This is a genomic window from Pseudomonas sp. GW821-FHT07G10 (assembly GCF_059418545.1).
In genome coordinates this window covers 238,662-262,900 of sequence record NZ_JBWKQB010000003.1, presented here as the reverse complement: position 1 = coordinate 262,900, position 24,239 = coordinate 238,662, and the positions used below count along the sequence as shown (strand labels likewise).

Below are 24,239 nucleotides of genomic sequence, written 5' to 3'. Positions count from 1 at the left end.
ATGAAAAGACAGTTGTTTCTGGGCGCGTTGATATTGATCGGCTTTGGCGGCTATGCCGACGATCTGTTTGCCAGGGATGAGGCGGCGCTGGCAGCGTTTGCCACGGTGCAGAAAGTCTTCCAGAGCCCGCGTTGCCAGAACTGCCACATACCCGGCGATTCGCCGTTGCAATTCGATGCCGGCGTTCCTCATGCCATGGACGTGGTGCGCGGTGAGGACGGCAAGGGTGCGGCGGGATTGCCTTGCGCAACCTGCCACGCCGAGACCAATCCTCCCGCCAGTTATGGGCCTCACGCGCCTCCGGGCGCGCCGCACTGGAGCCTGCCGCCGCCCGCGCACAAAATGGCCTGGATTGGCCTGCCGGCCGATAAGCTGTGCCAGCTCATCAAGGATAAATCGAGTAATGGCGACCGCGACTTTGCCGCGCTGATCAAACACGTCAGCGACGACAAACTGGTGCTGTGGGGCTGGAACCCCGGCGGAACACGGGCACCGGTGCCGGTCGCCCATGACATTTTTGTCACCCAGTTCAAACTGTGGGCCACAGCGGGTGGGCCGTGCCCGCTGGGGCACGGCATGGAGACGACTCAGCTAAGGTGAGAGATATCGCGGAGTAAATCCGCGTGTGGACTGATCAACGGAACATACATGCCAAAGGAGTGCGTGATGCTGGCCCCAATCAAACCTGTCAATGAGAATGCCCGCGTAGAGACTCTGCGCTCGTTGAATGTCCTCGACACCTCCCCGGAGGAGCGCTTCGACCGCCTGACCCGTCTGGCCAGGCGCGTGTTCAATGTGCCGATCGCCCTGGTCAGTCTGGTGGACGCAGACCGGCAGTGGTTCAAGTCCGGCGCTGGGCTGGCGGTCAGTGAGACCGGGCGTGATATTTCTTTTTGCGGCCATGCGATCCTCGAGGACCAGATGCTGATGGTGTCGGATGCGCAGCACGATGAGCGCTTCCATGACAACCCGCTGGTCGTCGGCGAACCAGGCGTTCGTTTTTATGCGGGCTGCCCGCTGACCGCCGCCAATGGCGACACACTCGGTACCTTGTGCCTGATCGACACGAAACCCCGCCAGCTGAACGACGAAGAGCGCGAGCTGCTAAGTGAGCTTGCGCGCATGGCTGAGCAGGAGTTGGCGGCAGTGCAGGTGGCGAGCCTGGATGAACTGACGCTGCTGTCTAATCGCCATGGTTTCGAGGCCCTGGCCCAACACGGGTTGAGTGCCTGTAAACGGCTGAAAAAACCGGCGACGCTGCTATTTTTTTACCTCGACGACTTCAAACGGATCAGCGATTGGTACGGCCATGCCGAGTGTGATAACGCGCTTAAAACCTTCGCTGACGTGCTTCGCATCGCGTTTCGTGAAAGTGATGTGATCGGCCGTTTGGATGGGGATGAATTCGTGGCGTTGCTGACCGGCTCCCATCACGTGGAGACTTCGGCAATCATGGCGCGCCTGCAAGAGATTCTGGATGAGCGTAACTCGACCTTGCAGCGCGGCTACGCCATCCGCTTCAGCGTCGGCCAGATCGAATATGACCTGCAGCGTCACGAATCGATCGAGGATTTGCTGGCCGATGCCGACTGGGCGATACATACACATAAGCAGGTTTTCAGGAAACGTTAATACCTCGCCCTCAGGCTTACTTGGCGAACAACTGATCGATGTCCTTGAATGCCTTGAACTCCAGGGCATTGCCGCAAGGGTCGAAGAGGAACATGGTGGCTTGTTCGCCCACCTGGCCCTTGAAACGGATGCAGGGTTCGATCACGAACCGGGTGTCGAGGGATTTCAGCCGTTCGGCCAGGGCTTCCCACTCATCCATCGCCAACACTACGCCAAAATGCGGGACCGGAACGTCATGACCGTCCACGGCATTGGTGTGTGCGGATTCTTGCGAAGCGGTTTTGGCATGTTCATGGATGACCAGTTGATGGCCGAAAAATTGAAGTCGACCCAGTGATCGCTGGAACGACCTTCTTCCAGGCCGAACACTTGGCCATAGAAACGGCGCGCTGCAGGTAGATCGAAAACCGGGATGGCCAGGTGAAAGGGAGAAAGTTTCATAGGATCAATCCTCGGTTGTAGGGAGTCGAACTGATTCTAGACTTGTTGTTTTTGATTGAAAGACCCAAATTTTTGCGTCCAGCTCAAATTATTTTGATTTATTGAGTCAGGTCGACACCGGCGAAGTCGATCTGGCGATCCTGATCAAACCGCCCTTTGAGCTACCCAAGGAGCTGTCTGCACAGGTCATTCGCCGGGAGATCGTGCTACTTGTACGGTATAACCAGCGTAATTTGTCCATTCAACAGCTGTTTGCCCGGTGTTTGCTGGGAGGGGGTCAGGAGGCGTAATTCAGTGGGGGAGCGGGCTCATAAAAAACCCGCCAATTGGCGGGTTTTTTCACAGCGTGGGCATCACTCTTCGAGGTTGCCCATGGCGGTGGTGTTGAAGCCGCCGTCTACATACATGATTTCGCCGCTGATGCCGGACGCCAGGTCCGAGCACAGGAAGGCGCCGGCATTGCCGACTTCGTCGATGGTGACGTTACGACGCAGCGGAGTTTGCGCTTCGTTGGCGGCCAGCATTTTGCGGAAGTTCTTGATGCCGGAGGCGGCGAGGGTGCGGATCGGGCCGGCCGATACGGCGTTGACGCGAGTGCCTTCCGGGCCCAGGGAGCCAGCCAGGTAGCGAACGCCCGCTTCCAGGGAAGCCTTGGCCATGCCCATCACGTTGTAGTTCGGCATGGTGCGCTCGGCACCCAGGTACGACAGGGTCAGCAGGCTGCCGTTACGGCCTTTCATCATTTCGCGACCGGCTTTGGCCAGGGCCACGAAGCTGTAGGCGCTGATGTCGTGAGCGATGCGGAAACCTTCACGGGTGGTGGCTTCGGTGAAGTCGCCGTCCAGTTGGTCGCCCGGGGCGAAGCCGACGGAGTGGACGATGCAGTCCAGGCCATCCCACTTCTTGCTCAGATCGATGAAGACCTTGGCGATTTCTTCATCGCTGGCCACGTCGCAAGGGAAGCACAGCTCAGGGCCCGAACCCCAGCCAGCGGCAAACTCTTCGACACGACCTTTGAGTTTGTCGTTCTGATAAGTGAAGGCAAGCTCAGCGCCCTCGCGATGCATGGCGGCAGCGATGCCGGATGCGATGGACAGCTTGCTGGCGACACCGACGATCAGTACGCGCTTACCGGCGAGAAAACCCATGTGTTGCTCCTCTCTTCAGGTTATTCGACAGCTGTTGGGGCCAGAAAAGCGGCCTCCAGCAGCTGCTGTGTATAGGGATGTTGCGGTGCGGCAAAAATGTTTTGCGCCTCACCTTGTTCGACCACCTGGCCGTGCTTGACCACCATCAACTGGTGGCTGAGCGCTTTGACTACCGCCAGGTCATGGCTGATAAACAAATACGTCAGGTTGTACTTGGTTTGCAGTGAACGCAGCAGCTCCACTACCTGGCGCTGGACTGTCCGGTCGAGCGCCGAAGTGGGCTCGTCGAGCAGAATCAACGCCGGTTTTAGCACTAATGCCCGGGCAATGGCGATTCTTTGTCGTTGCCCGCCGGAAAACTCATGGGGGTAGCGGTTCCGGGTTTCCGGGTCCAGACCTACTTCCTTGAGCGCTGCGATAATCGCTTGTTCCTGTTCGGCCTGCGTGCCCATCTTATGAATCCGCAGGCCTTCGCCGACAATCTGGCCCACGCTCATCCGTGGGCTCAGGCTGCCGAAGGGGTCCTGAAAGACCACCTGCATTTCCCGCCGCAGCGGTCGAACCTGTTGCTGCGTCAGGCAGTCCAGCTGCTTGCCCTCGAAACGGATCGCACCTTTGCTGCCGATCAACCGCAAGATCGCCAGGCCCAGGGTGGATTTGCCGGAACCACTTTCACCGACGATCCCCAGGGTCTGGCCCTGAGGCAGGCTGAAATTGATGCCATCTACCGCTTTCACGTAATCGACGGTGTTGCGCAGAAAGCCTTTCTTGATCGGGAACCAGACTTTCAGGTCCTCGACTTCCAGTAACGGCGCGCCGGCCACATTGGTCGCCGGGTTGCCGCGAGGCTCCGCTGCCAGCAGCTCCTGAGTGTAAGGATGCTGTGGTGCGCGGAACAACTCTTCGCACGATGCCTGTTCGACGATACAACCACGCTGCATGACACATACCCGATGCGCAATTCTTCGTACAAGGTTCAAGTCGTGGCTGATCAGTAGCAACGCCATGCCCAGACGGGCCTGCAACTCCTTGAGCAATTCGAGGATTTTCAGCTGAACGGTGACGTCCAGAGCGGTAGTCGGTTCGTCGGCGATCAGCAGTTCCGGCTCGTTTGCCAGGGCCATGGCGATCATCACCCTTTGCCGCTGGCCGCCAGATAACTCGTGGGGAAGAGCTTTGAGGCGTTTGTGTGGCTCGGGGATGCCTACCAGCTCAAGCAATTCCAGTGTGCGTTTGGTCGCGACTTTGCCGCTCAGGCCTTTGTGCAGACCGAGCACTTCGTTGATTTGTTTCTCGATCGAGTGCAGCGGGTTCAGCGACGTCATCGGTTCCTGAAAGATCATCGCGATCCGGTTGCCACGGATGTGGCGGATGGTTTTTTCTCTCTGGCTCAGCAAGTCCTGTCCGGCGTACAGGATGGCACCGGTCGGATGGTGTGCCAAAGGGTAGGGCAGCAGGCGCAGGATCGAATGCGCGGTCACCGATTTGCCCGATCCGCTTTCACCGACCAAGGCCAGGGTTTCACCGCGTTTGATATTGAAGCTGACGCCTTCGACCACCCGCTGGCGGCGTTCACCGACGACAAACTCGACGGAGAGGTCGCGGACTTCGATCAGATTGTCCTGATTCATTTCACTTCCTCGGGTCGAAGGCGTCGCGAGCGGACTCGCCGATAAACACCAGCAGGCTCAACATGATCGCCAGCACGGCGAAGGCGCTCATGCCCAGCCACGGCGCTTGCAGGTTGGATTTACCCTGGGCCACCAGCTCGCCGAGGGACGGCGCGCCGGGGGGTAGACCAAAGCCGAGGAAATCCAGAGCGGTCAGGGTGCCGATGGCGCCGGTGAGGATGAACGGCATGAAGGTCATGGTCGACACCATGGCGTTGGGCAGGATGTGGCGGAACATGATCGCGCCGTTCTGCATGCCCAGCGCCCGGGCGGCACGTACGTATTCGAGATTGCGCCCACGCAGGAACTCCGCGCGCACCACGTCCACCAGGCTCATCCAGGAGAACAGCAGCATGATCCCCAGCAGCCACCAGAAGTTCGGCTGCACGAAACTGGCGAGGATGATCAGCAGATACAGCACCGGCAACCCGGACCAGATCTCCAGAAAACGCTGCCCGGCCAGGTCGACCCAGCCACCATAGAAGCCCTGCAAGGCCCCGGCGATCACGCCGATGATCGAGCTGAGGATGGTCAGCGTCAGGGCGAACAACACTGAAACCCGAAACCCGTAGATAACCCGGGCCAGCACGTCGCGACCCTGATCGTCGGTGCCCAGCCAGTTATCGGCCGAAGGCGGCGCGGGTGCCGGGACTTTCAGGTCGTAATTGATGCTCTGATAGCTGAATGGAATCGGCGCCCACAAGATCCAGGCGCCCTTGGCCTTCAGCAGTTCGCGGATGTACGGGCTCTTGTAGTTGGCTTCCAGCGGGAATTCGCCGCCGAAGGTGGTTTCCGGATAACGCTTGAGCGCCGGGAAATACCAGCCGCCGTCGTAATGCACGGCCAGCGGTTTGTCGTTGGCGATCAGCTCGGCACCCAGGCTTGCGCCGAACAGGATCAGAAACAGCCATAGCGACCACCAGCCACGCCTGTTGGTCTTGAACAGTTCGAGACGTCGGCGATTGAGGGGGGAAAGATTCATCTCAATGCTCCCGGCTTTCGAAGTCGATACGCGGATCGACCAGGGTATAGGTGAGGTCGCCGATCAGTTTCACTACAAGACCCAGCAGGGTGAAGATAAACAGCGTGCCGAACACTACCGGGTAGTCGCGGTTGATCGCCGCTTCGAAACTCATCAGGCCCATGCCGTCGAGGGAGAAAATCACTTCCACCAGCAAGGAACCTGTAAAGAAGATCCCGATGAAGGCCGACGGGAAACCGGCGATCACCAGCAGCATGGCGTTGCGGAACACGTGACCGTAAAGCACTCCGCGATTGGTCAGGCCTTTGGCCTTGGCGGTGATCACGTATTGCTTGTTGATCTCGTCGAGAAAGCTGTTTTTCGTCAGCAAGGTCATGGTCGCGAAGTTGCCGATCACCAGTGCCGTCACGGGCAGTGCCAAGTGCCAGAAGTAGTCTCGGATCTTGCCGACCCAGCTCAGTTCATCGAAGTTGTTCGAGGTCAGGCCTCGTAATGGGAACCAGTCGAAATAACTGCCACCGGCGAACACCACGATCAGCAGGATGGCGAACAAAAACGCCGGGATTGCGTAGCCGACGATGATCGCCGAACTGGTCCAGACGTCGAAATGGCTGCCGTGCCGAGTGGCCTTGGCAATCCCCAGCGGAATCGACACCAGATACATGATCAGCGTGCTCCAGAGCCCAAGTGAAATGGACACCGGCAATTTTTCCTTGATCAGGTCGACGACCTTGGCGTCGCGGAAAAAGCTGTCGCCAAAATCCAGGGTGGCGTAGTTCTTGACCATGATCCACAAACGTTCCGGCGCCGACTTGTCAAAGCCGTACATGTGCTCGATCTCTTTGACCAGCGCCGGGTCCAGGCCCTGGGCACCGCGGTAGCTGGAACCGGCCACCGACACTTCTGCGCCGCCGCCAGCGATGCGGCTGGTGGCACCTTCGAACCCCTCGAGTTTGGCGATCATCTGTTCTACCGGTCCACCGGGGGCCGCCTGGATGATCAAGAAGTTGATCAGCAAAATACCGAACAGGGTCGGGATAATCAGCAACAGTCGCCGAAAAATATACGCCAGCATCTTATTGCTCCACGCCTGCAGGTTCGGCTTGCACCTTGGTTTGAACTTCTATCGCCGGTTTGGCGTCGGGTTTGATCCACCAGGTGGAAATGCCCACCTCATTGGTCGGCGAGACCTTGGGGTGACCGAGATGATTCCAGTACGCGACGCGCCAGGTCTTGATGTGCCAGTTCGGGATCACGTAGTAGCCCCACTGCAATACCCTGTCGAGGGCGCGAGCATGGGCTACCAGGCTTTTGCGCGAGTCGGCGTTGATCAACTGATCGACAAGCTGGTCGATGACCGGGTCTTTCAAGCCCATGGAGTTGCGGCTGCCGGGTTTGTCGGCACTTTCGGACTTCCAGAACTCGCGCTGTTCGTTGCCCGGCGAACTGGACTGCGGGAAGCTGCCGACCACCATATCGAAATCCCGCGAGCGCAGGCGATTGATGTACTGGGAAACGTCGACCCGACGGATCACCAGATCGATCCCCAGATCGCTGAGGTTGCGCTTGAACGGCAGCAGTACCCGCTCGAACTCGGTCTGGGCCAGTAGAAACTCGATGATCACCGGCTTGCCGTTAGCGTCGACCATTTTGTCGTCGACGATGCGCCAGCCAGCTTCTTGCAAGAGTTGATAGGCCTTGCGCTGCTGGGTGCGGATCATGCCGCTGGCGTCGGTCAGCGGGTTCTGGAACGCCTCGCTGAACACCTGCTCGGGAATTTTTCCTCTGAACGGATCGAGGATCGCCAGTTGATCCTGATCCGGCAGACCAGTGGCGGCCATTTCCGAGTTTTCGAAGTAGCTGCGGGTGCGTACGTAGGCGCCGTTGAACAGTTGCTTGTTGGTCCATTCGAAGTCCAGCAACAGGCTCAGGGCCTGACGCACCCGAACATCCTGGAACACCGGGCGGCGCAGATTGAAGACAAAACCTTGCATGCCGGTAGGGTTGCCGTTGGGGATCTGTTCCTTGATCAATCGACCCTCGGTAACCGCCGGAATGTTGTAGGCATTGGCCCAGTTCTTCGCGGTCATTTCCAGCCAATAGTCGAACTGACCGGCCTTCAGGGCTTCCAGTGCTACGGTGTTGTCGCGGTAGTAATCGATGGCCATGGTGTCGAAGTTGTAGAAACCACGGTTGACCGGCAGATCCTTGCCCCAGTAGTCCTTGACCCGCTCATAGCGAATCGAGCGCCCGGCTTTCACCGAAGTGACTTTGTAGGGGCCACTGCCCAGCGGGATCTCCAGGTTGCCTTTGCTGAAATCACGGTTTTCCCACCAGTGTTTGGGCAATACCGGCAATTGCCCGAGGATCAGCGGCAATTCGCGGTTGTTATTGTGTTTGAACTTGAACAGTACTCGCAACGGGTCTTCGGCGACCACCTCTTCGACGTCAGCGTAGTAACCGCGGTATAGCGGGGCGCCATTTTTTATCAGGGTCTGAAAGCTGAACACCACGTCGTCCGCACGAACCGGGTGGCCATCGTGGAAACGGGCCTCGGGTCGCAGGTAAAAGCGCACCCAGGTGTTGTCCGGGGCCTTTTCGATTTTGCTGGCGATCAGGCCGTATTCGGTGAATGGCTCGTCGAGCCCCTGTTTGGCCAGGGTGTCGTAGATCAGGTTGATGTTGTCGGCTGGAACGCCCTTGTTGATGAACGGATTGAGACTGTCGAAGCCACCAAAACCGGCCTGGCGGAAGGTGCCGCCCTTGGGCGCATCCGGGTTGACGTAATTGAAGTACTTGAAATCTTCCGGGTATTTAGGCGGTTCGTTGTACAGCGTCAGGGCATGTTGCGGAGCAGCTTGGGCAGCGCACGCAAGTCCCGTGAACAACAGGCCACAGGCCCGCAGGAGCAGGGCACGCAAGGGCATCATTGGGCTTTCTCCGAAGGCTTCAGCCACCACGCGCTCAGACCCAGGTCGTAGGGGGGCGTGGTGACGAAGGCGAACCGGTTGCGGTACGCCAGGCGATGATAATTGAGATACCAGTTGGGGATCATGTAATGCTGCCACAACAATACCCGGTCCAGGGCTTTGCCTGCGGCCAGTTGTTCGTCGCGGGTCTTGGCCGCGAGTAACTGTTCCAGCAGATGATCGACCACCGGGTTGGCGATACCCGCATAGTTTTTGCTGCCCTTGACCCCGACCTGGCTGGAATGGAAGTACTGCCATTGCTCCAGGCCCGGGCTGAGGGTTTGGTCAAGAGTCATCAGGATCATGTCGAAGTCGAACTGGTCGAGGCGCTGTTTGTACTGCGCGCGATCCACCGTGCGCAGGCGGGCGTCGATGCCGATGCTGGCGAGGTTCTCGGCGTAGGGTTGCAGAAGCCGTTCCAGGTTGGGATTGACCAGCAGGATTTCGAAACGCAGGGGCTGGCCGGCGCTGTTCTGCAAGCGTTGACCATTGAGCTTCCAGCCGGCTTCAGCCAAAAGCCCGAGGGCGCGGCGCAGGGTTTCCCTCGGGATGCCGCGGCCATCGGTTTGCGGCAGGCTGAAGGGCTGGGTAAACAGGTCGGCGGGCAACTGGTTGCGATACGGCGTGAGCATCAGCCATTCGTGGCCGAGCGGAACGCCTGTGGCGGAAAACTCGCTGTTGGGGTAGTAGCTCATGGCCCGTTTATAGGCACCGCTGAACAGCGTGCGGTTGGTCCACTCGAAATCGAACATCAGGCCCAATGCTTCGCGCACCTTGCCATCGGCGAAAGTACTGCGGCGGCCGTTCATGAACAGCCCTTGGGTCTGGGTCGGAATCTGGTGGGCGATCTGCGCCTTGATCACCTCCCCACGGCCTGCCGCCGGGAAGTTATAGCCATTGGCCCAGTTCTTGGCCTGGTGTTCGATGTAGATATCGAACTCGCCGGCCTTGAACGCTTCGAAGGCCACATCGCTGTCGCGGTAGAACTGAACCTCGACCCGGTCGAAGTTGTATTTGCCGCGATTGACCGGCAGGTCCTTGCCCCAGTAATCCTTGACCCGCTCGAACACCAGCTGTCGACCGGGCTGTACCTGGGTGATGCGATAAGGACCACTGCCCAATGGCGGCTCAAAGGAAGTGGCCTTGAAGTCGCGGCCTTCCCAGTAATGCTGTGGCAGCACCGGCAGTTCGCCCAGACGCAAGATCATCAGTGGATTGCCAGCACGCTTGAAGACGAAGCGGATACGTTGCGGGTTGAGGATGTCGACCCGTAGCACTTCCTGCAGGTTGGTCCGGTATTGCGGATGGCCTTCCTTGAGCAGCAAACGGTAAGAAAACGCTACGTCGTAGGCGGTGATTGGCGTGCCATCGTGAAAGCGCGCTTCGGGCCGCAGGTTGAACACCACCCAGCTGCGGTCTTCGCTGAATTCCACGGATTGGGCGATCAGGCCATAGCTGGACGTTGGCTCATCGCCCGAGGGGGCGTATTGGCCGGTGCCGGCCATCAGGGGTTCATTCAGCTCGTTGACGCCGTATTGCAGGAAGTTGGGCGTCGAAACCGGGCTGGTGCCCTTGAACGTGTAGGGGTTGAGTGTATCGAAGGTGCCAAATGCCATGATCCGCAAGATACCGCCTTTTGGCGCTGCAGGATTGACCCAATCGAAATGGGTGAATTTGGCCGGATACTTGAGCGTGCCGAACTGCGCATAACCATGGCTTTCGCTGATCGTCGCGCTTGCGGGAAAGCTCAAGGCCAGACTGATTAGGAGCAGGAGGAGGGGACGCGTCAAGGCAGAGATCCGATCCAGGCGGCTTGGGCTTTGTGATCGGTACAGTAACAGCTTGTATCGACAGGAAAAAGGTCGTGCACCTGTGGCGAGGGGGCTTGCCACAAGCGCCTGACTTTAAACCGCTCTCAATGCGATAAATAAACGGTCAGCGTCTGCCCCGGCTTCAGTGCCTTGGCCGTGTTCGGGTTCCAGCGCTTGAGGTGCTGCATCTCTACATTGAAACGTTTGGCAACCATGTACAGCGAGTCGCCTTGCTTGACCTTGTACTGGGTCGCCTTCTTGCTGCTGGCAACGCCGTTGCTTTTGCCTTTGCTGGTGTCTTGCATGACCAGCGTCTGCCCGACTTTCAGATTTTTGCCGGTCAGTTTGTTCCAGCGTTGCAAATCCTTGATGTCGACCTTGTTGGCCTTGGCGATCAACGACAGGTTGTCACCGTGTTTCACCCGATAGTTGCGCTTCAACCTGGCCAGTTCGTGGCTGTCCATACCCTCGAAGACGGGTTTGAGCGGGCGCTGACTGATCAGCTCTTCGGGTTTCATGGTCGACAGGCTGTCGGCCAGCAACTGTGCCTTGGACGTCGGCACCAGCAAATGCTGGGGGCCATCGATGGTAGTGCGTTGCTTGAAGGCCGGGTTGAGCTGGAACAGTTCGTCTTCGTCGATATTGGCCACGGCAGCGACACGGGACAGGTCCATGCGCTGATTGATTTCGACGACCTGGAAGTAGGGAGCATTGGCAATCGGGCTCAGGTTGACGCCATAAGCTTCGGGCGCCAGCACCACCTGGGACAAGGCCAGCAGTTTAGGTACATAAGCCTGGGTTTCGGCAGGCAGCGGCAGGTTCCAGTAGTCGGTCGGCAGGCCGAGTCTTTCGTTACGCTCGATGGCCCGGCTGACAGTACCTTCACCAGAGTTGTAGGCGGCCAGCGCCAGCAGCCAGTCGCCGTTGAACATGTCATGCAAACGGGTCAGGTAATCCAGTGCGGCAGTGGTCGAAGCGGTGATGTCGCGGCGGCCGTCGTAGAAACGGGTCTGACGCAGGTTGAAGTAACGCCCGGTGGACGGGATGAACTGCCACAGTCCAACGGCATCGGCCCGGGAGTAGGCCATCGGGTTGTAGGCACTTTCAATCACCGGCAGCAGCGCGAGCTCCAGCGGCATATTGCGTTCTTCAAGGCGTTCGATGATGTAATGGATATACAGGCTGCCGCGGTCACCGGCGTTTTCCAGAAACGACGGGTTGCTGGCGAACCACAAGCGCTGTTGCTCGATGCGCGGGTTTACGCCGAGGCCCTCTTGCAACTGGAAGCCCAGGCGCATGCGCTCCCAGACATCCTGAGCGGCTTGCGGATTGGGTTTTTCGTTGAGCCAGATAGGTTTTTGCTTGATGTGGCTGGAAAGATTCGGAGTGTGCACCGCGTCGGTTTGCGGGGCATAGTTGGTGCTTTGGCAGCCCGCCAGGGTGGCGGACACAGCCACCGCGATGGCTTGAGCCAGGCGGGTCAATGCGTCTGAATTGTTGGTTTTACGAATAGATGACGACATTGGCTGGAAGAAAGTTCCGGGCAAAAATGTCGGGCGATTCTAGAAAGCACGGAAGGTGCGGTCAACCATTCAGAATTTTTGTACCAATGGTGGCTCGGCTTAGAACTTATCTTTCCAGGCGCGCAAGGCAGCGAAAACTGCACTGGGAGCCCGGTTATCCAGGCCATTCCGCTCGTCCGCTTTTTGTTTAACGGATGTTTCGCCAGTACGCAGGAAAGGGTTGGTGAGTTTTTCCAGGGCCAGGGTCGAGGGTAAGGTCATGCGGCCGGTTTCTCGCAATTGAGTAACCGTCGCCAGACGTTCAGCGATGTACGGGTTGGTCGGTTCGACGGCCTGGGCAAAACGCAGATTGCTCAGGGTATATTCGTGGGTGCAGTACACCAGCGTGTCTTCAGGCAAGGCCGCCAGACGCGTCAAAGAGTTGTGCATCTGTTGCGGCGAACCTTCAAACAGACGCCCGCAACCGGCGGCGAACAGGGTGTCGCCACAGAACAGCAGCCCGTGATGGTAAAATGCGATATGCCCCAGGGTATGGCCTGGAACGGCCAATACCTCGAAATCCCGGCCGAGCACGCTGATGCAGTCGTTGTCGTTCAGGGCCACATCGCGCGCCGGAATGTTTTCGCTCGCCGGACCGTAGACCCTGGCACCCGAGGCTTTTTTCAGTTGCTCGACGCCTCCGACATGATCATGGTGATGGTGCGTGACGAGAATGTCGCTCAGCGTCCACTCAGGATGTTGCTCAAGCCATGCCTGTACCGGCGCGGCATCACCCGGGTCGACCACGGCACAGCGCCGGGTGCTGTGATCTTGTAACAACCAGATGTAGTTGTCGGTGAAGGCGGGCAGGGCACTGATCTGTATCATCGTCGGATTCGCCAAGCGGAAAACAATGGCGCATCTTAGAACTTCTTGGCGAGTTGGAGAATGCAATGACCGATAAAGCGTTCGCTCAGGCTGATCCTGACTGGTTGGCATTGATCAGCGCGGCCCGTGAGTGGCTGTCAGGTCCCATCGGGCAATTTTTGCTGGATGAAGAACGGCGCATGCTCGAAGACGAGCTGGGGCGGTTCTTTGGCGGCTACCTGGTGCATTACGGTCCTTCGGCCGAGGCGCCGCCAGCGGCACCGCAAGTGCAGCGCAATGTCCGGCTCGGTGCACCGCTACCCGGGGTGGAGATCGTCTGCGAGGAGCAGGCCTGGCCGCTCAGTGAGCATGCCGCCGACGTGGTGGTATTGCAGCACGGTCTGGATTTTTGCCTGTCGCCCCATGGTTTGCTCCGTGAAGCCGCCAGCAGCGTGCGTCCTGGCGGACATTTGCTGATTGTCGGAATCAACCCCTGGAGTAGCTGGGGCTTGCGCCATGTGTTCGCTCATGACGCGCTAAGCAAGGCCCGCTGCATTTCGCCTTCGCGGGTAGGCGACTGGCTGAACCTGCTGGGCTTTGCGCTGGAGAAACGCCGCTTCGGGTGCTATCGTCCGCCGCTTGCGTCCCCCGCCTGGCAGGCCCGTCTGGCCGGTTGGGAGCGCAAGGCCGGCGACTGGCAGTTGTCCGGCGGCGGCTTTTATTTGCTGGTGGCACGCAAGATCGTGGTTGGCTTGAGGCCGGTGCGTCAGGTTCGGCGCGAACCAATGGGCAAGCTGATTCCGTTGCCGATGGCCAAGGTCAATCGTCGCCACATCGAGCCGTAAAACACTCTTTATATTCCCCGGCCGGGCTTGCCCGGCCAAGGGTCTGTTGACGTTTGGTGACGGCTTGTCACCCTGCATCAGCAGGCCCTGGGACGTTGCCGGTCAACGATCGGCAAGCCACAGGCATTTTCTGGATAGGTTGGCATGAGCGATAGCGTAGAACTCTTCACCGACGGCGCCTGCAAGGGCAACCCCGGCCCTGGCGGCTGGGGCGCATTGCTGGTGTGCAAGGGCGTTGAAAAAGAACTTTGGGGTGGCGAAGCCAATACCACTAACAACCGCATGGAGCTGATGGGGGCGATTCGTGGCCTGGAAGAACTCAAACGCCCTTGCGACGTGCTGCTGGTCACCGACTCGCAATACGTGATGAAAGGCATCAACGAGTGGATGGACAACTGGAAGAAACGCGGCTGGAAAACCGCTGCGAAGGAACCGGTGAAAAACGCTGACCTGTGGAAGATGCTCGATGAACAGGTCAATCGCCATAACGTCACCTGGAAATGGGTTCGCGGGCATATCGGCCATCACGGTAACGAGCGTGCCGATCAGCTGGCCAACCGTGGCGTGGATGAGGTGCGGGGCTACAAGCCGGCGTAAACGACTCTGTCTGGTGCCGATTGCGCCCGCCAGGGCGGGCGCGACCGCGAGGCGAACGCAGGCTTCGCCAGCTGGGACATAGAGCGTGCTAAAATCGCGCGCTTTGAAAGATGAACCGTTGAGAGCTGACCCCTGATGGCCAACAGATCCGTTGTACTCGATACCGAAACCACCGGCATGCCGGTGACTGACGGCCACCGGATTGTCGAAATCGGTTGCGTCGAGTTGATCGGTCGGCGCCTGACCGGTCGGCATTTCCATGTTTATCTGCAGCCTGACCGGGAAAGTGATGAAGGCGCCATCGGCGTCCACGGCATCACCAACGAATTCCTGGTGGGCAAACCGCGTTTCGCCGAAGTGGCCGAAGAATTCTTCGAATTCATCAAAGGCGCGCAGCTGATCATCCATAACGCGGCGTTCGACGTCGGCTTCATCAATAATGAATTTACCCTGATGGGTCAGAAGGATCGGGCTGATATCACTCAGCACTGTACGATCCTCGACACCCTGATGATGGCTCGTGAGCGTCACCCCGGTCAGCGCAACAGCCTCGATGCCTTGTGCAAACGTTATGGCGTCGACAACTCCGGCCGTGAACTGCACGGCGCGTTGCTCGACTCCGAGATCCTCGCTGACGTTTACCTGACCATGACTGGCGGCCAGACCAGCCTGTCTCTGGCCGGCAATGCTTCGGACGGCAATGGTTCAGGCGAAGGTTCTGGCAACCGACCTGACGAGATTCGTCGTTTGCCTGCCGATCGTCAGCCAACCCGAATCATTCGTGCCAGTGAAAATGACCTGGCCGAACACGTGGCGAGGATGGAGGCGATTGCCAAGTCCGCCGGCGCTCCGGCGCTCTGGGTGCAGTTGGCCGAGGCTAAGGGGTAATCTGCGTTCGCTTGCGAGGAATGCCCCTCGCCACATGGGTCTCAACCCTCTACCCTGAGGTCATTGGCAGGCCTCGGTCTGCCGCTTCAGGACGTCGAGCCCCATGTATAAAGACTTGAAATTTCCCGTCCTTATCGTGCACCGAGACATCAAGGCCGACACCGTTGCCGGTGATCGGGTCCGCGGGATCGCCAGGGAACTGGAGCAGGAAGGCTTCAGTATCGTTTGCGCGGTGGATTACACCGAGGGGCGACTGGTCGCCTCGACCCATCACGGCCTGGCCTGCATGCTGATTGCGGCCGAAGATGCCAGAGAAAACACCCATCTGCTACAGAACATGGCCGAGTTGATCCGATTGGCCCGTGTCCGCGCGCCGAACCTGCCGATCTTCGCGCTGGGCGAGCAGGTCACTCTGGAAAACGCCCCGGCCGACGCCATGAGTGAGCTCAATCAACTGCGCGGCATTCTCTACCTGTTCGAAGACACTGTACCGTTCCTCGCGCGGCAAGTAGCGCGGGCCGCACGCAGTTACCTTGATGGCCTGCTGCCGCCGTTTTTCAAAGCGCTGGTGCAACACACCGCAGACTCCAATTACTCCTGGCACACTCCCGGTCACGGCGGTGGCGTTGCCTATCACAAGAGTCCGGTGGGGCAGGCGTTCCATCAGTTTTTCGGGGAAAACACCCTGCGTTCGGATTTGTCGGTTTCGGTGCCGGAACTGGGCTCGTTACTGGACCACACCGGCCCGTTGGCTGAGGCAGAGGCTCGCGCTGCACGGAACTTTGGCGCCGATCACACGTTTTTCGTGATCAATGGCACTTCAACGGCCAATAAAATTGTCTGGCACTCGATGGTCGGGCGCGACGATCTGGTATTGGTGGATCGCAATTGCCACAAATCGGTTTTGCACTCGATCATCATGACCGGTGCTATTGCGTTGTACCTGTGTCCGGAGCGCAATGAACTGGGGATCATCGGGCCGATACCACTGAGCGAATTCAGTCCTGAATCGATCAAGGCCAAGATCGATGCCAGCCCGTTGACCAAAGGCCGGCCGCCCAAGGTCAAGCTGGCGGTGGTCACCAACTCGACCTACGACGGTCTGTGCTACAACGCCGAGCTGATCAAGCAGACGCTGGGTAACAGCGTCGAGGTGCTGCACTTCGACGAGGCCTGGTATGCCTACGCGGCGTTTCACGAGTTCTTTGCCGGGCGTTACGGCATGGGGACATCGCGCACGGCCGATAGCCCCCTGGTGTTCACCACCCATTCCACGCACAAGCTGCTGGCGGCTTTCAGTCAGGCATCGATGATCCATGTGCAGGACGGCGGTGCGCGGAAACTGGACCGTGATCGTTTCAACGAAGCCTTCATGATGCATATCTCCACTTCGCCGCAGTACAGCATCATCGCCTCTCTGGACGTTGCTTCCGCGATGATGGAAGGTACGACGGGCCGTTCGCTGCTGCAGGAAATGTTCGATGAGGCGCTGAGTTTCCGTCGTGCCCTGGCCAATCTGCGTCAGCATATCGCCGCCGATGACTGGTGGTTCTCGATCTGGCAGCCACCGTCGGTTGAAGGTATCGATCGGGTTATCACCTCTGACTGGCTGCTTGAGCCCGAAGCGGACTGGCACGGTTTTGGCGACATTGCCGAAGATTACGTACTGCTCGATCCGATCAAGGTCACGCTGGTCACGCCTGGGTTGAGCGCCGGTGGCGCGTTGAGCGAGCGTGGCATTCCGGCAGCGGTGGTCAGCAAGTTTCTCTGGGAGCGCGGATTGGTGGTGGAGAAAACCGGTCTGTATTCATTTCTGGTGTTGTTCTCCATGGGCATTACCAAAGGCAAGTGGAGCACGCTGCTCACCGAGTTGCTGGAGTTCAAACGCAACTACGACGCCAACGTCAGCCTCGCCACCTGCCTGCCGTGCATAGCGAGACAGGACGTTGCCCGTTATCAGGGAATGGGCTTGCGAGATCTGTGTGACCAGCTACATGCCTGTTATCGCAGCAATGCCACGGCCAAGCACCTCAAACGCATGTACACCGTACTCCCGGAAATCTCCATGAAACCTGCCGACGCCTATGACCAACTGGTGCGTGGCGAGGTTGAAGCCGTCTCCATTGACGCCCTGAATGGACGGATCGCCGCCGTGATGCTGGTACCCTATCCACCGGGCATTCCGCTGATCATGCCCGGCGAGCGCTTCACTGAAGCGACCCGCTCGATCATCGATTACCTGGCGTTCGCTCGCACCTTCAACAGTAGTTTTCCCGGCTTTGTCGCGGACGTGCATGGTTTGCAGCACGAAGACCTAGGCAATGGGCGTTGCTACACCGTTGATTGCATCAAGGTTTGAGGACTTTTCCTGCCATGCGGCCTGTCATCAATCCCAAGCACCCAGGCTTGTCCGTGCGCGTTGCCGATGAGGGTTTCGCGACCTACGTCTGGGGCAGCGACTTCAGTTTTGACGTGAGTGTTTATGCTTCGGCGCAAATCGACAAAAGTGTCGATCAATGGCCGCTGGAGCAGGTCACCTCTTATCGCAAGTGTTATGGCATTGATCCGCAGGAGTTCAGCAGTTACCGCGACGCGGTCGATAGCGCAATTTTCATGGCCTATCTCGATGATCTTCCGGTTGGGCATGTCGTGGTCAGCACCAACTGGAATGGCTTTGCCCATATCGATGAGCTGGCAGTGCATGCACCCGCGCGTCGACACGGTGTGGCCAAGGCTTTACTGGATGTCGCGCAGTTCTGGAGCCGCAAGAAGAAATTGCCGGGCATCATGCTGGAAACCCAGAACAATAATCTGGGGGCCTGTCGGCTGTACGAGCGCTGCGGTTACGTGGTCGGTGGGATCGATCATCTGCGCTATCGCGGGATCGATCCGCAAACCTGCGAGGTGGCGATTTTCTGGTATCGCTTGTTTGAAGATCCGCAGGATAAGCCGACGATCAACCTGCCAGCATCGCCTCGGCTTTTTCCGTGACAATTTCCAGCAGTGCCTGCAAGGCGGGCGAGGGCGTGTTGTTCTTGAGCGCAAGGGAGTAGAGCGTGATCGGCACGGGTGGTGACAGTGGGCACACGTCAAGACCGCCGGCTCGTGCGCCAATGGCGGTAAACGGGTCGACGATGGCCAGGCCTTCCCCGGCCTCGACCATGCTGCGCATCATTTGGTAGGTCTGTACCCGAGTCTGAATCACCGGTGCCGGGCGCAAGGCTTGCAGCTTGCTGTCGAACATCACGCTAAGCGGCTCATGACCTTCCAGGCCGACCATTGACTGGCCCGCCAGGTCCTGTAGGGAGATGTACTTCTGCTTGGGTTGCAGCCAGCCATGGGGGGCCAGCAGTTGCAGTTTGCCTTGAGCAACAACCTCGCAATGGATGTCGCCGTGGTCGGGGTCGTACAGGCTAAAACCCAGAATGCTTTCCCGTAATAACAGGCTTTTGACGATGTCGCGGGTCGGTTGGCTGGAAAGGCTACAAGGTGCATCGGGAAATCTTCGGCGCAGCGCTGCGACACTCTGCGGCAATAATTGCTGCGCAAGCGCTGGCGTGCAGATGATCCGCAAAGGAGGCGCCTGATACTGCTTCAGGCTACTGGCCAGTCGCTGCACGGGCTCAAGCGCTTCATACACGCGGGTGATCCCGACTTGCAGCTCACGTGCTTCGCGAGTGGCTTGCAGCCGCCCGCGCACACTGGCGAACAGCATGAAGCCCAGCTGGTCTTCGGTATCACGCAGGATCGCTTCGACCTCGGCCACCGGCAATTGCAGCAACTCGGCAGCAGTGCCCAGATGACTGGTTTGCAGGAGCGCCTGGATCACTTCGATATGACGTAAACGCATGCTTGAAGTCCATGTCCAGCAGGTGAGGGATTCAGTGACTGAATCCTAACCCAAGTCCGCGCATATGACTTCTGCTCATGACCGCATGTTATGAGGAGATCGTTGTTTGGGGCTCACGAACGATGGTAACGCCTGTTTGAACCAGCATGAATTGGTTGTCATCCAGTTTGTTGACCCGGTCACCAATGGCCAGGCGATAGGTGGTAACAGGCTGCGAGCCAGTCAGGCTGTCTTGCGAGGGGGTGGATTCCTGGAACTCATGCACTGAATAGACACGGCCTTGCGCGTCTCTTGCATGGAATTGTCCGACGAGTACTGCTGCCATCTGCTTAGAACCTCTGGAGATAAATCACTCAATTTGCGGCTCTGTAGACCGTAGTTGGGCGGGGTAAGTTTTCCTGCAGGAAAAAAATAGTCGTGGGGGCCGAATCCTCGAACCAAATTGGTTGTCATGCCCCCTGAATCATCTATAACTACAGGCTCCTATAGCCAGTTAGTCGAGAATCCTCAATGAGCAACGTCTATACGATTGCAGTTCTGGTCGGCAGCTTGAGAAAACAGTCGATCAACCGGAAGGTCGCGCTGGCATTGGCAGACCTGGCGCCCGCCAATCTCAAACTGAACATCATCGAGATTGGTGATCTGCCGCTCTACAACGAAGACATTGACGCGTCACCGCCGGCAGCCTACAGCACTTTCCGAGAACAGGTGAGTTCATCCGACGCAGTGTTGTTCGTAACCCCGGAATACAACCGCTCCGTGCCGGGTGTATTGAAGAATGCGATTGACGTCGGTTCCCGTCCTTATGGCAAAAGTGCCTGGAACGGCAAGCCGGGCGCCGTGATCAGCGCTTCGCCGGGGGCTATCGGTGGATTTGGCGCCAATCACCACCTGCGTCAGTCTATGGTGTTCCTCAACGTGCCGTGCATGCAGCAACCCGAAGCCTATCTGAGTCATGCAGGCTCTGCATTCGACGAAGCGGGCAAGCCTTCAGAGGCTATCCGGCCGTTATTGCAGAAATTTATCGATGCCTACGGGGATTGGGTCGAGCAGCATAAGAAGGTCTGAAGCACGCTGTCACGCATGGATCATCTATAGGAGCACGGCTTGCCGGCGATGGCGTCGTTGAGTACGGGGTTGGAGTCGATCACACCATGCTGGGCTGATCCGGATCTCTGCAGGAGCGAGGCTTGCCCGCGAAGAGGCCCTTCCAGACGCTGAAAGGCTTAACCCGTCCCGGGCACATTCGGCCAAAGATCAGCCACCAGAAACAGCCGCTCGGCTTCTTCCCAGTCGCCCGCGGAGTTTTCCGTCAGACGCACCAGCAACTGTGCGGGTGCCTGTGGTTCCAGATCGGCCAGCCAGGCATCCAGTCGGTCAGCGTCCCACGTCTGATCGGTAGGGTAATGCGCCGGTGCCAGCCAGGCGTGACGGGGCAGGGGTTGCCAGCGCCCCGGCGGCCTTTCAACGACAAATGTCAGCCAGTCACGCTGGTGTAACCAACGGCCGTTCAAATGCTGCGGGTGGGCGCCGGTCGGTGGCTGAGCCTTGCCCGGCCACGGATAAAGCAGATAGCCCCCCAGCCACAACTGCGCGCTGAAGTGCAGGATGTCGAGTGTCGCCAGTGCTTCGCGGCTTTCGGGGCGGGCGGAGATCGGTAACTGATGCTGGCTGAGGTGCGCCAGTTTGCGGTCCAGTCGGTCATGACAACCGGGGCCGAGCCACTGCGCGGTGTCATGACCGTCACCGTGCTGCGGTCCCAGGTAGAGTTTGATCGCCAGTTCCAGATGATGCACGCCATCGCGGTCGCGCAGCAGCATGTCCAGCTCGCCCAGGGTGTGGCCTTCACGGCGGATCGGTAAATTGGCGGCGATCAATTCGACGCCGGGGGCGTGCTGCACGGCGAATTGCCACAGGCGTTCGTAATACAGGCCCAGGCGCCGGGTCGGGCCCAGGGCCAGCCAGTGCCGCAAAGGGCCGCTGTCGCGATCCAGCTGTTTGAGCCACTGCACCAGTTGTTCGGGGGCCTGCACCCAATCGCTGCCCGCCAGAGGGTGGCGCTGCGGCCAAGGCGTTTCACTGAGCATTGGCGGCGCGAGGATGACCCAGGCCAGGTCGCGCACTTCGGGATGACGCAACTGGCGGGGTAGGTTGAGTAAGCCGGGAAACAGGATCATTCTGCGAGCATAGTCGTTTATGTGCCGGAAAGGATTTTGTCTGCGGCCAGGTTTCGCCCATAATCGACTTTTTCGCCCGTCCCAGAACCTTGCAGGAACCCCATGGAGCAATTTCGTAATATCGGCATTATCGGTCGCCTGGGCAGTTCCCAGGTACTCGACACGGTTCGCCGGCTGAAAAGGTTTCTGCTCGAGCGGCACCTGCATGTGATCCTCGAAGACACCATCGCCGAAGTCCTCCCGGGCCACGGCCTGCAAACTTCCTCACGCAAAATGCTCGGTGAAGTCTGCGACATGGTGATCGTCGTCGGCGGTGACGGCAGCCTGTTGGGCGCCGCCCGGGCTCTGGCGCGACATAACGTGCCGGTGCTGGGGATCAACCGTGGCAGCCTGGGCTTTCTGACCGATATCCGCCCCGACGAGCTGGAGGTCAAGGTCGCTGAGGTGCTCGACGGCCATTACCTGGTGGAAAACCGCTTCCTGCTGCAAGCCGAAGTCCGCCGCCACGCCGAGGCCATCGGCCAGGGCGATGCGCTCAACGACGTCGTGCTGCACCCCGGCAAGTCGACGCGGATGATCGAGTTCGAGCTGTACATCGACGGCCAGTTCGTCTGCAGCCAGAAGGCCGACGGCCTGATCATCGCGACGCCGACCGGTTCGACCGCTTATGCGCTGTCGGCAGGCGGGCCGATCATGCATCCCAAACTCGATGCCATTGTTATCGTACCCATGTACCCCCATACCTTGTCTGGAAGGCCAATTGTGGTCGATGGCAACAGTGAGCTGAAAATCGTTGTGTCCAAGGATATGCAGATATACCCGCAAGTCTCCTGTGACGGCCAGAATCACTTCACCTGTGCGCCCGGCGACACCATCACCATCAGCAAGAAGGCGCAAAAACTGCGCCTGATCCATCCTCTGGACCACAACTACTACGAAGTGTGCCGGACCAAGCTCGGTTGGGGCAGCCGGTTGGGTGGTGGAGGCGACTGATGCTCGATCCCGCGCGTAGCTACGACCTGATCGGTGACGTGCACGGTTGCGCTCATACTCTTGAGCATTTGCTCGACCGGCTCGGGTACCAAAGACTGGGCGGTGTCTGGCGCCATTCCTCGCGAATGGCGGTATTCCTTGGCGATGTCATCGACCGTGGCCCGCGGATCCGGGAAGCACTGCATATCGTCCGCGACATGAGCGAAGCCGGTCAGGCGCTGTGCATCATGGGTAACCATGAGTTCAACGCTCTGGGCTGGAGTACGCCGGCTCCTCCGGGCAGCGGCAAGCAATACGTGCGCGAACACACGCCGCGCCATGCTCGGCTGATCAACGAAACCCTGACCCAATTCGCTCAGCACCCGGCGGACTGGCATGACTTCCTCAAGTGGTTCTACAAGATGCCGTTGTTTGTCGACGCCGGGCGCTTTCGCGTGGTGCATGCCTGCTGGGATGCCGGGCTGATCGAGCCGTTGCGGGCGCTGCATCCCGATGGCTGCATCGACGAGCACTTCCTCCAGGCCGCCGCTGTGCCCGGCAGTTTTGCCTGCACGGTGTTCGATCGTTTGTTGCGCGGCACCGACATGCGTCTGCCTCACGGCTTGACCATGACCAGCGGTGACGGCCTGACCCGGGCGTTCTTCCGTACCAAGTTCTGGGAAGACGACCCGCAAACCTACGGAGACATTGTGTTCCAACCCGACGCCTTACCCGAGCCAGTGGCCCGGACACCGCTGTCCGCTACCCAGAAAGACACCTTGCTGCGCTATGGCATCGACGAGCCACTGTTGTTTGTCGGCCACTACTGGCGCAGCGGAAAACCGGCACCGATCCGGCCGAATCTGGCCTGCCTGGACTACAGTGCGGTGCTCTACGGCAAACTGGTTGCTTATCGACTGGACCAGGAAACCCGCCTCGATCCGCGCAAGTTCGTCTGGGTCAATGTCGAACGTCCAGAGGTCATGCAATGAGTGCCGTCGCTGTATTGCGCCTGCCGCTGGCGGTCGACCTGAGTGGTTTCGTCAAACTGCTGCAACGCATGCAAGTGCCGCACAGGGTCAGCGAAGAGGCCGGCGAGCAGGTGCTGTGGGTTCCCGATAGCATCAGCGATGACGTTCGTTCGCTGTACGAGCGTTTCCCGGCCGGCGATCCCGATCAGCAGCTGGACATCCCGGTGGCCGAGGCCACGATGCAGCCGGGCTTTGTCGAGCAATTGCGCTACAGCCCCGTAACCGCACTGATCCTGCTTTTGTGCCTGATCGTTGGCGGCGTGACGATGCTCGGCGAAAACCTCGGCACCCTGCGCTGGCTGACCTTCCTCGAGTTCCGCGTGGCGGGTGAGTACATCCAGTTCACGCCACTGGCCGACAGCCTTGCAGCGGGGCAGTGGTGGCGCTTGGTGACACCGATGCTGATCCACTTCGGCATCCTCCACCTGGCCATGAACGGCATGTGGTACTGGGAGTTGGGGCGGCGTATCGAGATTCGCCAGGGCAGCATCAACCTGTTGGGTCTGACGCTATTGTTCGGCCTGGTGTCCAATTACGCTCAATATTATTTCAGCGGTCCGAATTTGTTTGGCGGGCTGTCCGGGGTGCTTTACGGCCTGCTGGGGCATTGCTGGATCTACCAATTACTGTCGCCGAACCCGGCCTATCGCCTGCCCCGTGGGGTGCTGGTGATGATGCTGGTGTGGCTGCTGCTGTGTATGTCCGGACTGATCTCGATGATCGGTTTCGGTGAAATTGCCAATGCGGCGCATATCGGCGGGTTGCTCGTCGGATGCGTCACCGGTTTGTTGGGTGGCTTGTTCAGCCGACGTAAACTGGCCGTCTAAAAAATTGCGATTTGAATAAAGAGCGCGGAG

At 59.1% G+C, this 24,239-nt stretch carries 22 protein-coding genes and 2 pseudogenes; 12 read left to right on the top strand and 12 right to left on the bottom strand.

Going from position 1 to position 24,239, the window contains the following annotated elements:
* Both AC07O1_RS07100 and AC07O1_RS07095 read left to right on the top strand, forming a co-directional pair.
* A complete protein-coding gene (locus AC07O1_RS07100; protein WP_495088345.1) occupies positions 1 to 600 on the top strand; it encodes a hypothetical protein in 600 nt (199 codons plus the stop codon).
* 66 nt (positions 601 to 666) lie between these two features.
* Complete coding sequence (locus AC07O1_RS07095; RefSeq protein ID WP_495088344.1) at positions 667 to 1,632, top strand: GGDEF domain-containing protein; 966 nt, start codon at positions 667 to 669, stop codon at positions 1,630 to 1,632.
* Between the two features lie 16 nt (positions 1,633 to 1,648).
* On the opposite strand, the pseudogene AC07O1_RS07090 reads toward AC07O1_RS07095, so the two are convergent.
* Positions 1,649 to 2,073 (bottom strand): annotated as a pseudogene (locus AC07O1_RS07090) (VOC family protein).
* Between the two features lie 95 nt (positions 2,074 to 2,168).
* Between AC07O1_RS07090 and AC07O1_RS07085 the strand changes: the two are divergent.
* Positions 2,169 to 2,288, top strand: a pseudogene (locus tag AC07O1_RS07085) (LysR family transcriptional regulator); the annotation flags it as partial.
* A 138-nt stretch (positions 2,289 to 2,426) separates the two neighbouring features.
* Here the strand turns inward: AC07O1_RS07085 and fabI are convergent.
* From fabI to gloB, 8 genes are all read right to left on the bottom strand, one after another.
* Entirely contained in the window at positions 2,427 to 3,221 is a 795-nt protein-coding gene (gene fabI, locus AC07O1_RS07080) for an enoyl-ACP reductase FabI (protein ID WP_494991444.1), read from the bottom strand.
* A gap of 20 nt (positions 3,222 to 3,241) precedes the next feature.
* Positions 3,242 to 4,852: an ABC transporter ATP-binding protein gene (locus AC07O1_RS07075; protein WP_495088343.1), complete on the bottom strand. Its 1,611-nt coding sequence runs from the start codon at positions 4,850 to 4,852 to the stop codon at positions 3,242 to 3,244.
* Position 4,853: 1 nt separating this feature from the next.
* Positions 4,854 to 5,873 carry an ABC transporter permease gene (locus AC07O1_RS07070; protein ID WP_495011858.1) on the bottom strand — a complete coding sequence of 340 codons (1,020 nt, stop codon included), beginning with the start codon at positions 5,871 to 5,873 and terminating at the stop codon, positions 4,854 to 4,856.
* A 1-nt stretch (position 5,874) separates the two neighbouring features.
* Positions 5,875 to 6,948, bottom strand: coding sequence for a microcin C ABC transporter permease YejB (locus tag AC07O1_RS07065; RefSeq protein ID WP_494991447.1), 1,074 nt, complete (start codon positions 6,946 to 6,948; stop codon positions 5,875 to 5,877).
* A 1-nt stretch (position 6,949) separates the two neighbouring features.
* A complete protein-coding gene (locus AC07O1_RS07060) occupies positions 6,950 to 8,803 on the bottom strand; it encodes an extracellular solute-binding protein (RefSeq protein WP_495011860.1) in 1,854 nt (617 codons plus the stop codon).
* Positions 8,800 to 10,632, bottom strand: a complete 1,833-nt coding sequence (locus AC07O1_RS07055) for an extracellular solute-binding protein (RefSeq protein ID WP_495088342.1) — start codon at positions 10,630 to 10,632, stop codon at positions 8,800 to 8,802. Before AC07O1_RS07055 ends, AC07O1_RS07060 begins: the two co-directional genes overlap by 4 nt.
* A gap of 125 nt (positions 10,633 to 10,757) precedes the next feature.
* Positions 10,758 to 12,176 carry a transglycosylase SLT domain-containing protein gene (locus AC07O1_RS07050; protein ID WP_495088341.1) on the bottom strand — a complete coding sequence of 473 codons (1,419 nt, stop codon included), beginning with the start codon at positions 12,174 to 12,176 and terminating at the stop codon, positions 10,758 to 10,760.
* 99 nt (positions 12,177 to 12,275) lie between these two features.
* Positions 12,276 to 13,043 carry a hydroxyacylglutathione hydrolase gene (gene gloB, locus AC07O1_RS07045; protein ID WP_495088340.1) on the bottom strand — a complete coding sequence of 256 codons (768 nt, stop codon included), beginning with the start codon at positions 13,041 to 13,043 and terminating at the stop codon, positions 12,276 to 12,278.
* A 65-nt stretch (positions 13,044 to 13,108) separates the two neighbouring features.
* On the opposite strand from gloB, the gene AC07O1_RS07040 reads away from it, so the two are divergent.
* From AC07O1_RS07040 to AC07O1_RS07020, 5 genes are all read left to right on the top strand, one after another.
* Positions 13,109 to 13,867 carry a methyltransferase domain-containing protein gene (locus AC07O1_RS07040; protein ID WP_494991452.1) on the top strand — a complete coding sequence of 253 codons (759 nt, stop codon included), beginning with the start codon at positions 13,109 to 13,111 and terminating at the stop codon, positions 13,865 to 13,867.
* Positions 13,868 to 14,011: 144 nt separating this feature from the next.
* Complete coding sequence (gene rnhA / locus AC07O1_RS07035) at positions 14,012 to 14,464, top strand: ribonuclease HI (RefSeq protein ID WP_494991453.1); 453 nt, start codon at positions 14,012 to 14,014, stop codon at positions 14,462 to 14,464.
* Positions 14,465 to 14,599: 135 nt separating this feature from the next.
* A complete protein-coding gene (dnaQ, locus tag AC07O1_RS07030) occupies positions 14,600 to 15,352 on the top strand; it encodes a DNA polymerase III subunit epsilon (RefSeq protein ID WP_495088339.1) in 753 nt (250 codons plus the stop codon).
* Positions 15,353 to 15,455: 103 nt separating this feature from the next.
* A complete protein-coding gene (locus tag AC07O1_RS07025; protein WP_495088338.1) occupies positions 15,456 to 17,711 on the top strand; it encodes an Orn/Lys/Arg family decarboxylase in 2,256 nt (751 codons plus the stop codon).
* 14 nt (positions 17,712 to 17,725) lie between these two features.
* The gene (locus AC07O1_RS07020) at positions 17,726 to 18,343 is read left to right on the top strand and encodes a GNAT family N-acetyltransferase (RefSeq protein WP_494991456.1); all 618 of its coding nucleotides are present in this window, start codon (positions 17,726 to 17,728) and stop codon (positions 18,341 to 18,343) included.
* Here the strand turns inward: AC07O1_RS07020 and AC07O1_RS07015 are convergent.
* Both AC07O1_RS07015 and AC07O1_RS07010 read right to left on the bottom strand, forming a co-directional pair.
* Positions 18,309 to 19,202: a LysR substrate-binding domain-containing protein gene (locus AC07O1_RS07015; RefSeq protein ID WP_495088337.1), complete on the bottom strand. Its 894-nt coding sequence runs from the start codon at positions 19,200 to 19,202 to the stop codon at positions 18,309 to 18,311. The genes AC07O1_RS07020 and AC07O1_RS07015 overlap by 35 nt on opposite strands.
* An 88-nt stretch (positions 19,203 to 19,290) precedes the next feature.
* Positions 19,291 to 19,527: a hypothetical protein gene (locus tag AC07O1_RS07010; RefSeq protein ID WP_494991458.1), complete on the bottom strand. Its 237-nt coding sequence runs from the start codon at positions 19,525 to 19,527 to the stop codon at positions 19,291 to 19,293.
* A 185-nt stretch (positions 19,528 to 19,712) separates the two neighbouring features.
* On the opposite strand from AC07O1_RS07010, the gene AC07O1_RS07005 reads away from it, so the two are divergent.
* Positions 19,713 to 20,270 carry an NADPH-dependent FMN reductase gene (locus AC07O1_RS07005; protein WP_495088336.1) on the top strand — a complete coding sequence of 186 codons (558 nt, stop codon included), beginning with the start codon at positions 19,713 to 19,715 and terminating at the stop codon, positions 20,268 to 20,270.
* Between the two features lie 158 nt (positions 20,271 to 20,428).
* Here the strand turns inward: AC07O1_RS07005 and AC07O1_RS07000 are convergent, their stop codons facing one another.
* The gene (locus AC07O1_RS07000) at positions 20,429 to 21,490 is read right to left on the bottom strand and encodes a DUF1853 family protein (protein ID WP_495088335.1); all 1,062 of its coding nucleotides are present in this window, start codon (positions 21,488 to 21,490) and stop codon (positions 20,429 to 20,431) included.
* On the opposite strand from AC07O1_RS07000, the gene AC07O1_RS06995 reads away from it, so the two are divergent.
* Genes AC07O1_RS06995 through AC07O1_RS06985 form a run of 3 tightly spaced genes read left to right on the top strand, consistent with a single transcriptional unit; the run spans position 21,482 to position 24,209 of the window.
* The gene (locus AC07O1_RS06995) at positions 21,482 to 22,372 is read left to right on the top strand and encodes an NAD(+) kinase (RefSeq protein ID WP_419115794.1); all 891 of its coding nucleotides are present in this window, start codon (positions 21,482 to 21,484) and stop codon (positions 22,370 to 22,372) included. The two genes, AC07O1_RS07000 and AC07O1_RS06995, sit on opposite strands and share 9 nt — an antisense overlap.
* Positions 22,372 to 23,343 (top strand): metallophosphoesterase, encoded by a 972-nt coding sequence (locus AC07O1_RS06990; protein ID WP_495088334.1) that lies wholly within the window; start codon positions 22,372 to 22,374, stop codon positions 23,341 to 23,343. Before AC07O1_RS06995 ends, AC07O1_RS06990 begins: the two co-directional genes overlap by 1 nt.
* On the top strand, positions 23,340 to 24,209 hold the full coding sequence (locus AC07O1_RS06985) for a rhomboid family intramembrane serine protease (protein WP_495088333.1): 870 nt from the start codon (positions 23,340 to 23,342) through the stop codon (positions 24,207 to 24,209). The genes AC07O1_RS06990 and AC07O1_RS06985 overlap by 4 nt, the downstream gene beginning before the upstream one ends.
* Positions 24,210 to 24,239: the final 30 nt, after the last annotated feature.

What these genes read in the sequence shown, in the direction of transcription:
- AC07O1_RS07010 (WP_494991458.1), bottom strand. Translation starts at nt 19,527, where the DNA reads ATGGCAGCAGTACTCGTCGGACAATTCCATGCAAGAGACGCGCAAGGC.
- AC07O1_RS07040 (WP_494991452.1), top strand. Translation starts at nt 13,109, where the DNA reads ATGACCGATAAAGCGTTCGCTCAGGCTGATCCTGACTGGTTGGCATTG.
- rnhA (WP_494991453.1), top strand. Translation starts at nt 14,012, where the DNA reads ATGAGCGATAGCGTAGAACTCTTCACCGACGGCGCCTGCAAGGGCAAC.
- fabI (WP_494991444.1), bottom strand. Translation starts at nt 3,221, where the DNA reads ATGGGTTTTCTCGCCGGTAAGCGCGTACTGATCGTCGGTGTCGCCAGC.
- gloB (WP_495088340.1), bottom strand. Translation starts at nt 13,043, where the DNA reads ATGATACAGATCAGTGCCCTGCCCGCCTTCACCGACAACTACATCTGG.
- AC07O1_RS07065 (WP_494991447.1), bottom strand. Translation starts at nt 6,948, where the DNA reads ATGCTGGCGTATATTTTTCGGCGACTGTTGCTGATTATCCCGACCCTG.
- AC07O1_RS07015 (WP_495088337.1), bottom strand. Translation starts at nt 19,202, where the DNA reads ATGCGTTTACGTCATATCGAAGTGATCCAGGCGCTCCTGCAAACCAGT.
- AC07O1_RS07075 (WP_495088343.1), bottom strand. Translation starts at nt 4,852, where the DNA reads ATGAATCAGGACAATCTGATCGAAGTCCGCGACCTCTCCGTCGAGTTT.
- AC07O1_RS07005 (WP_495088336.1), top strand. Translation starts at nt 19,713, where the DNA reads ATGAGCAACGTCTATACGATTGCAGTTCTGGTCGGCAGCTTGAGAAAA.
- AC07O1_RS06985 (WP_495088333.1), top strand. Translation starts at nt 23,340, where the DNA reads ATGAGTGCCGTCGCTGTATTGCGCCTGCCGCTGGCGGTCGACCTGAGT.
- AC07O1_RS07095 (WP_495088344.1), top strand. Translation starts at nt 667, where the DNA reads ATGCTGGCCCCAATCAAACCTGTCAATGAGAATGCCCGCGTAGAGACT.
- AC07O1_RS07100 (WP_495088345.1), top strand. Translation starts at nt 1, where the DNA reads ATGAAAAGACAGTTGTTTCTGGGCGCGTTGATATTGATCGGCTTTGGC.
- AC07O1_RS07020 (WP_494991456.1), top strand. Translation starts at nt 17,726, where the DNA reads ATGCGGCCTGTCATCAATCCCAAGCACCCAGGCTTGTCCGTGCGCGTT.
- AC07O1_RS07060 (WP_495011860.1), bottom strand. Translation starts at nt 8,803, where the DNA reads ATGATGCCCTTGCGTGCCCTGCTCCTGCGGGCCTGTGGCCTGTTGTTC.
- AC07O1_RS07050 (WP_495088341.1), bottom strand. Translation starts at nt 12,176, where the DNA reads ATGTCGTCATCTATTCGTAAAACCAACAATTCAGACGCATTGACCCGC.
- AC07O1_RS06990 (WP_495088334.1), top strand. Translation starts at nt 22,372, where the DNA reads ATGCTCGATCCCGCGCGTAGCTACGACCTGATCGGTGACGTGCACGGT.
- AC07O1_RS06995 (WP_419115794.1), top strand. Translation starts at nt 21,482, where the DNA reads ATGGAGCAATTTCGTAATATCGGCATTATCGGTCGCCTGGGCAGTTCC.
- AC07O1_RS07025 (WP_495088338.1), top strand. Translation starts at nt 15,456, where the DNA reads ATGTATAAAGACTTGAAATTTCCCGTCCTTATCGTGCACCGAGACATC.
- AC07O1_RS07070 (WP_495011858.1), bottom strand. Translation starts at nt 5,873, where the DNA reads ATGAATCTTTCCCCCCTCAATCGCCGACGTCTCGAACTGTTCAAGACC.
- dnaQ (WP_495088339.1), top strand. Translation starts at nt 14,600, where the DNA reads ATGGCCAACAGATCCGTTGTACTCGATACCGAAACCACCGGCATGCCG.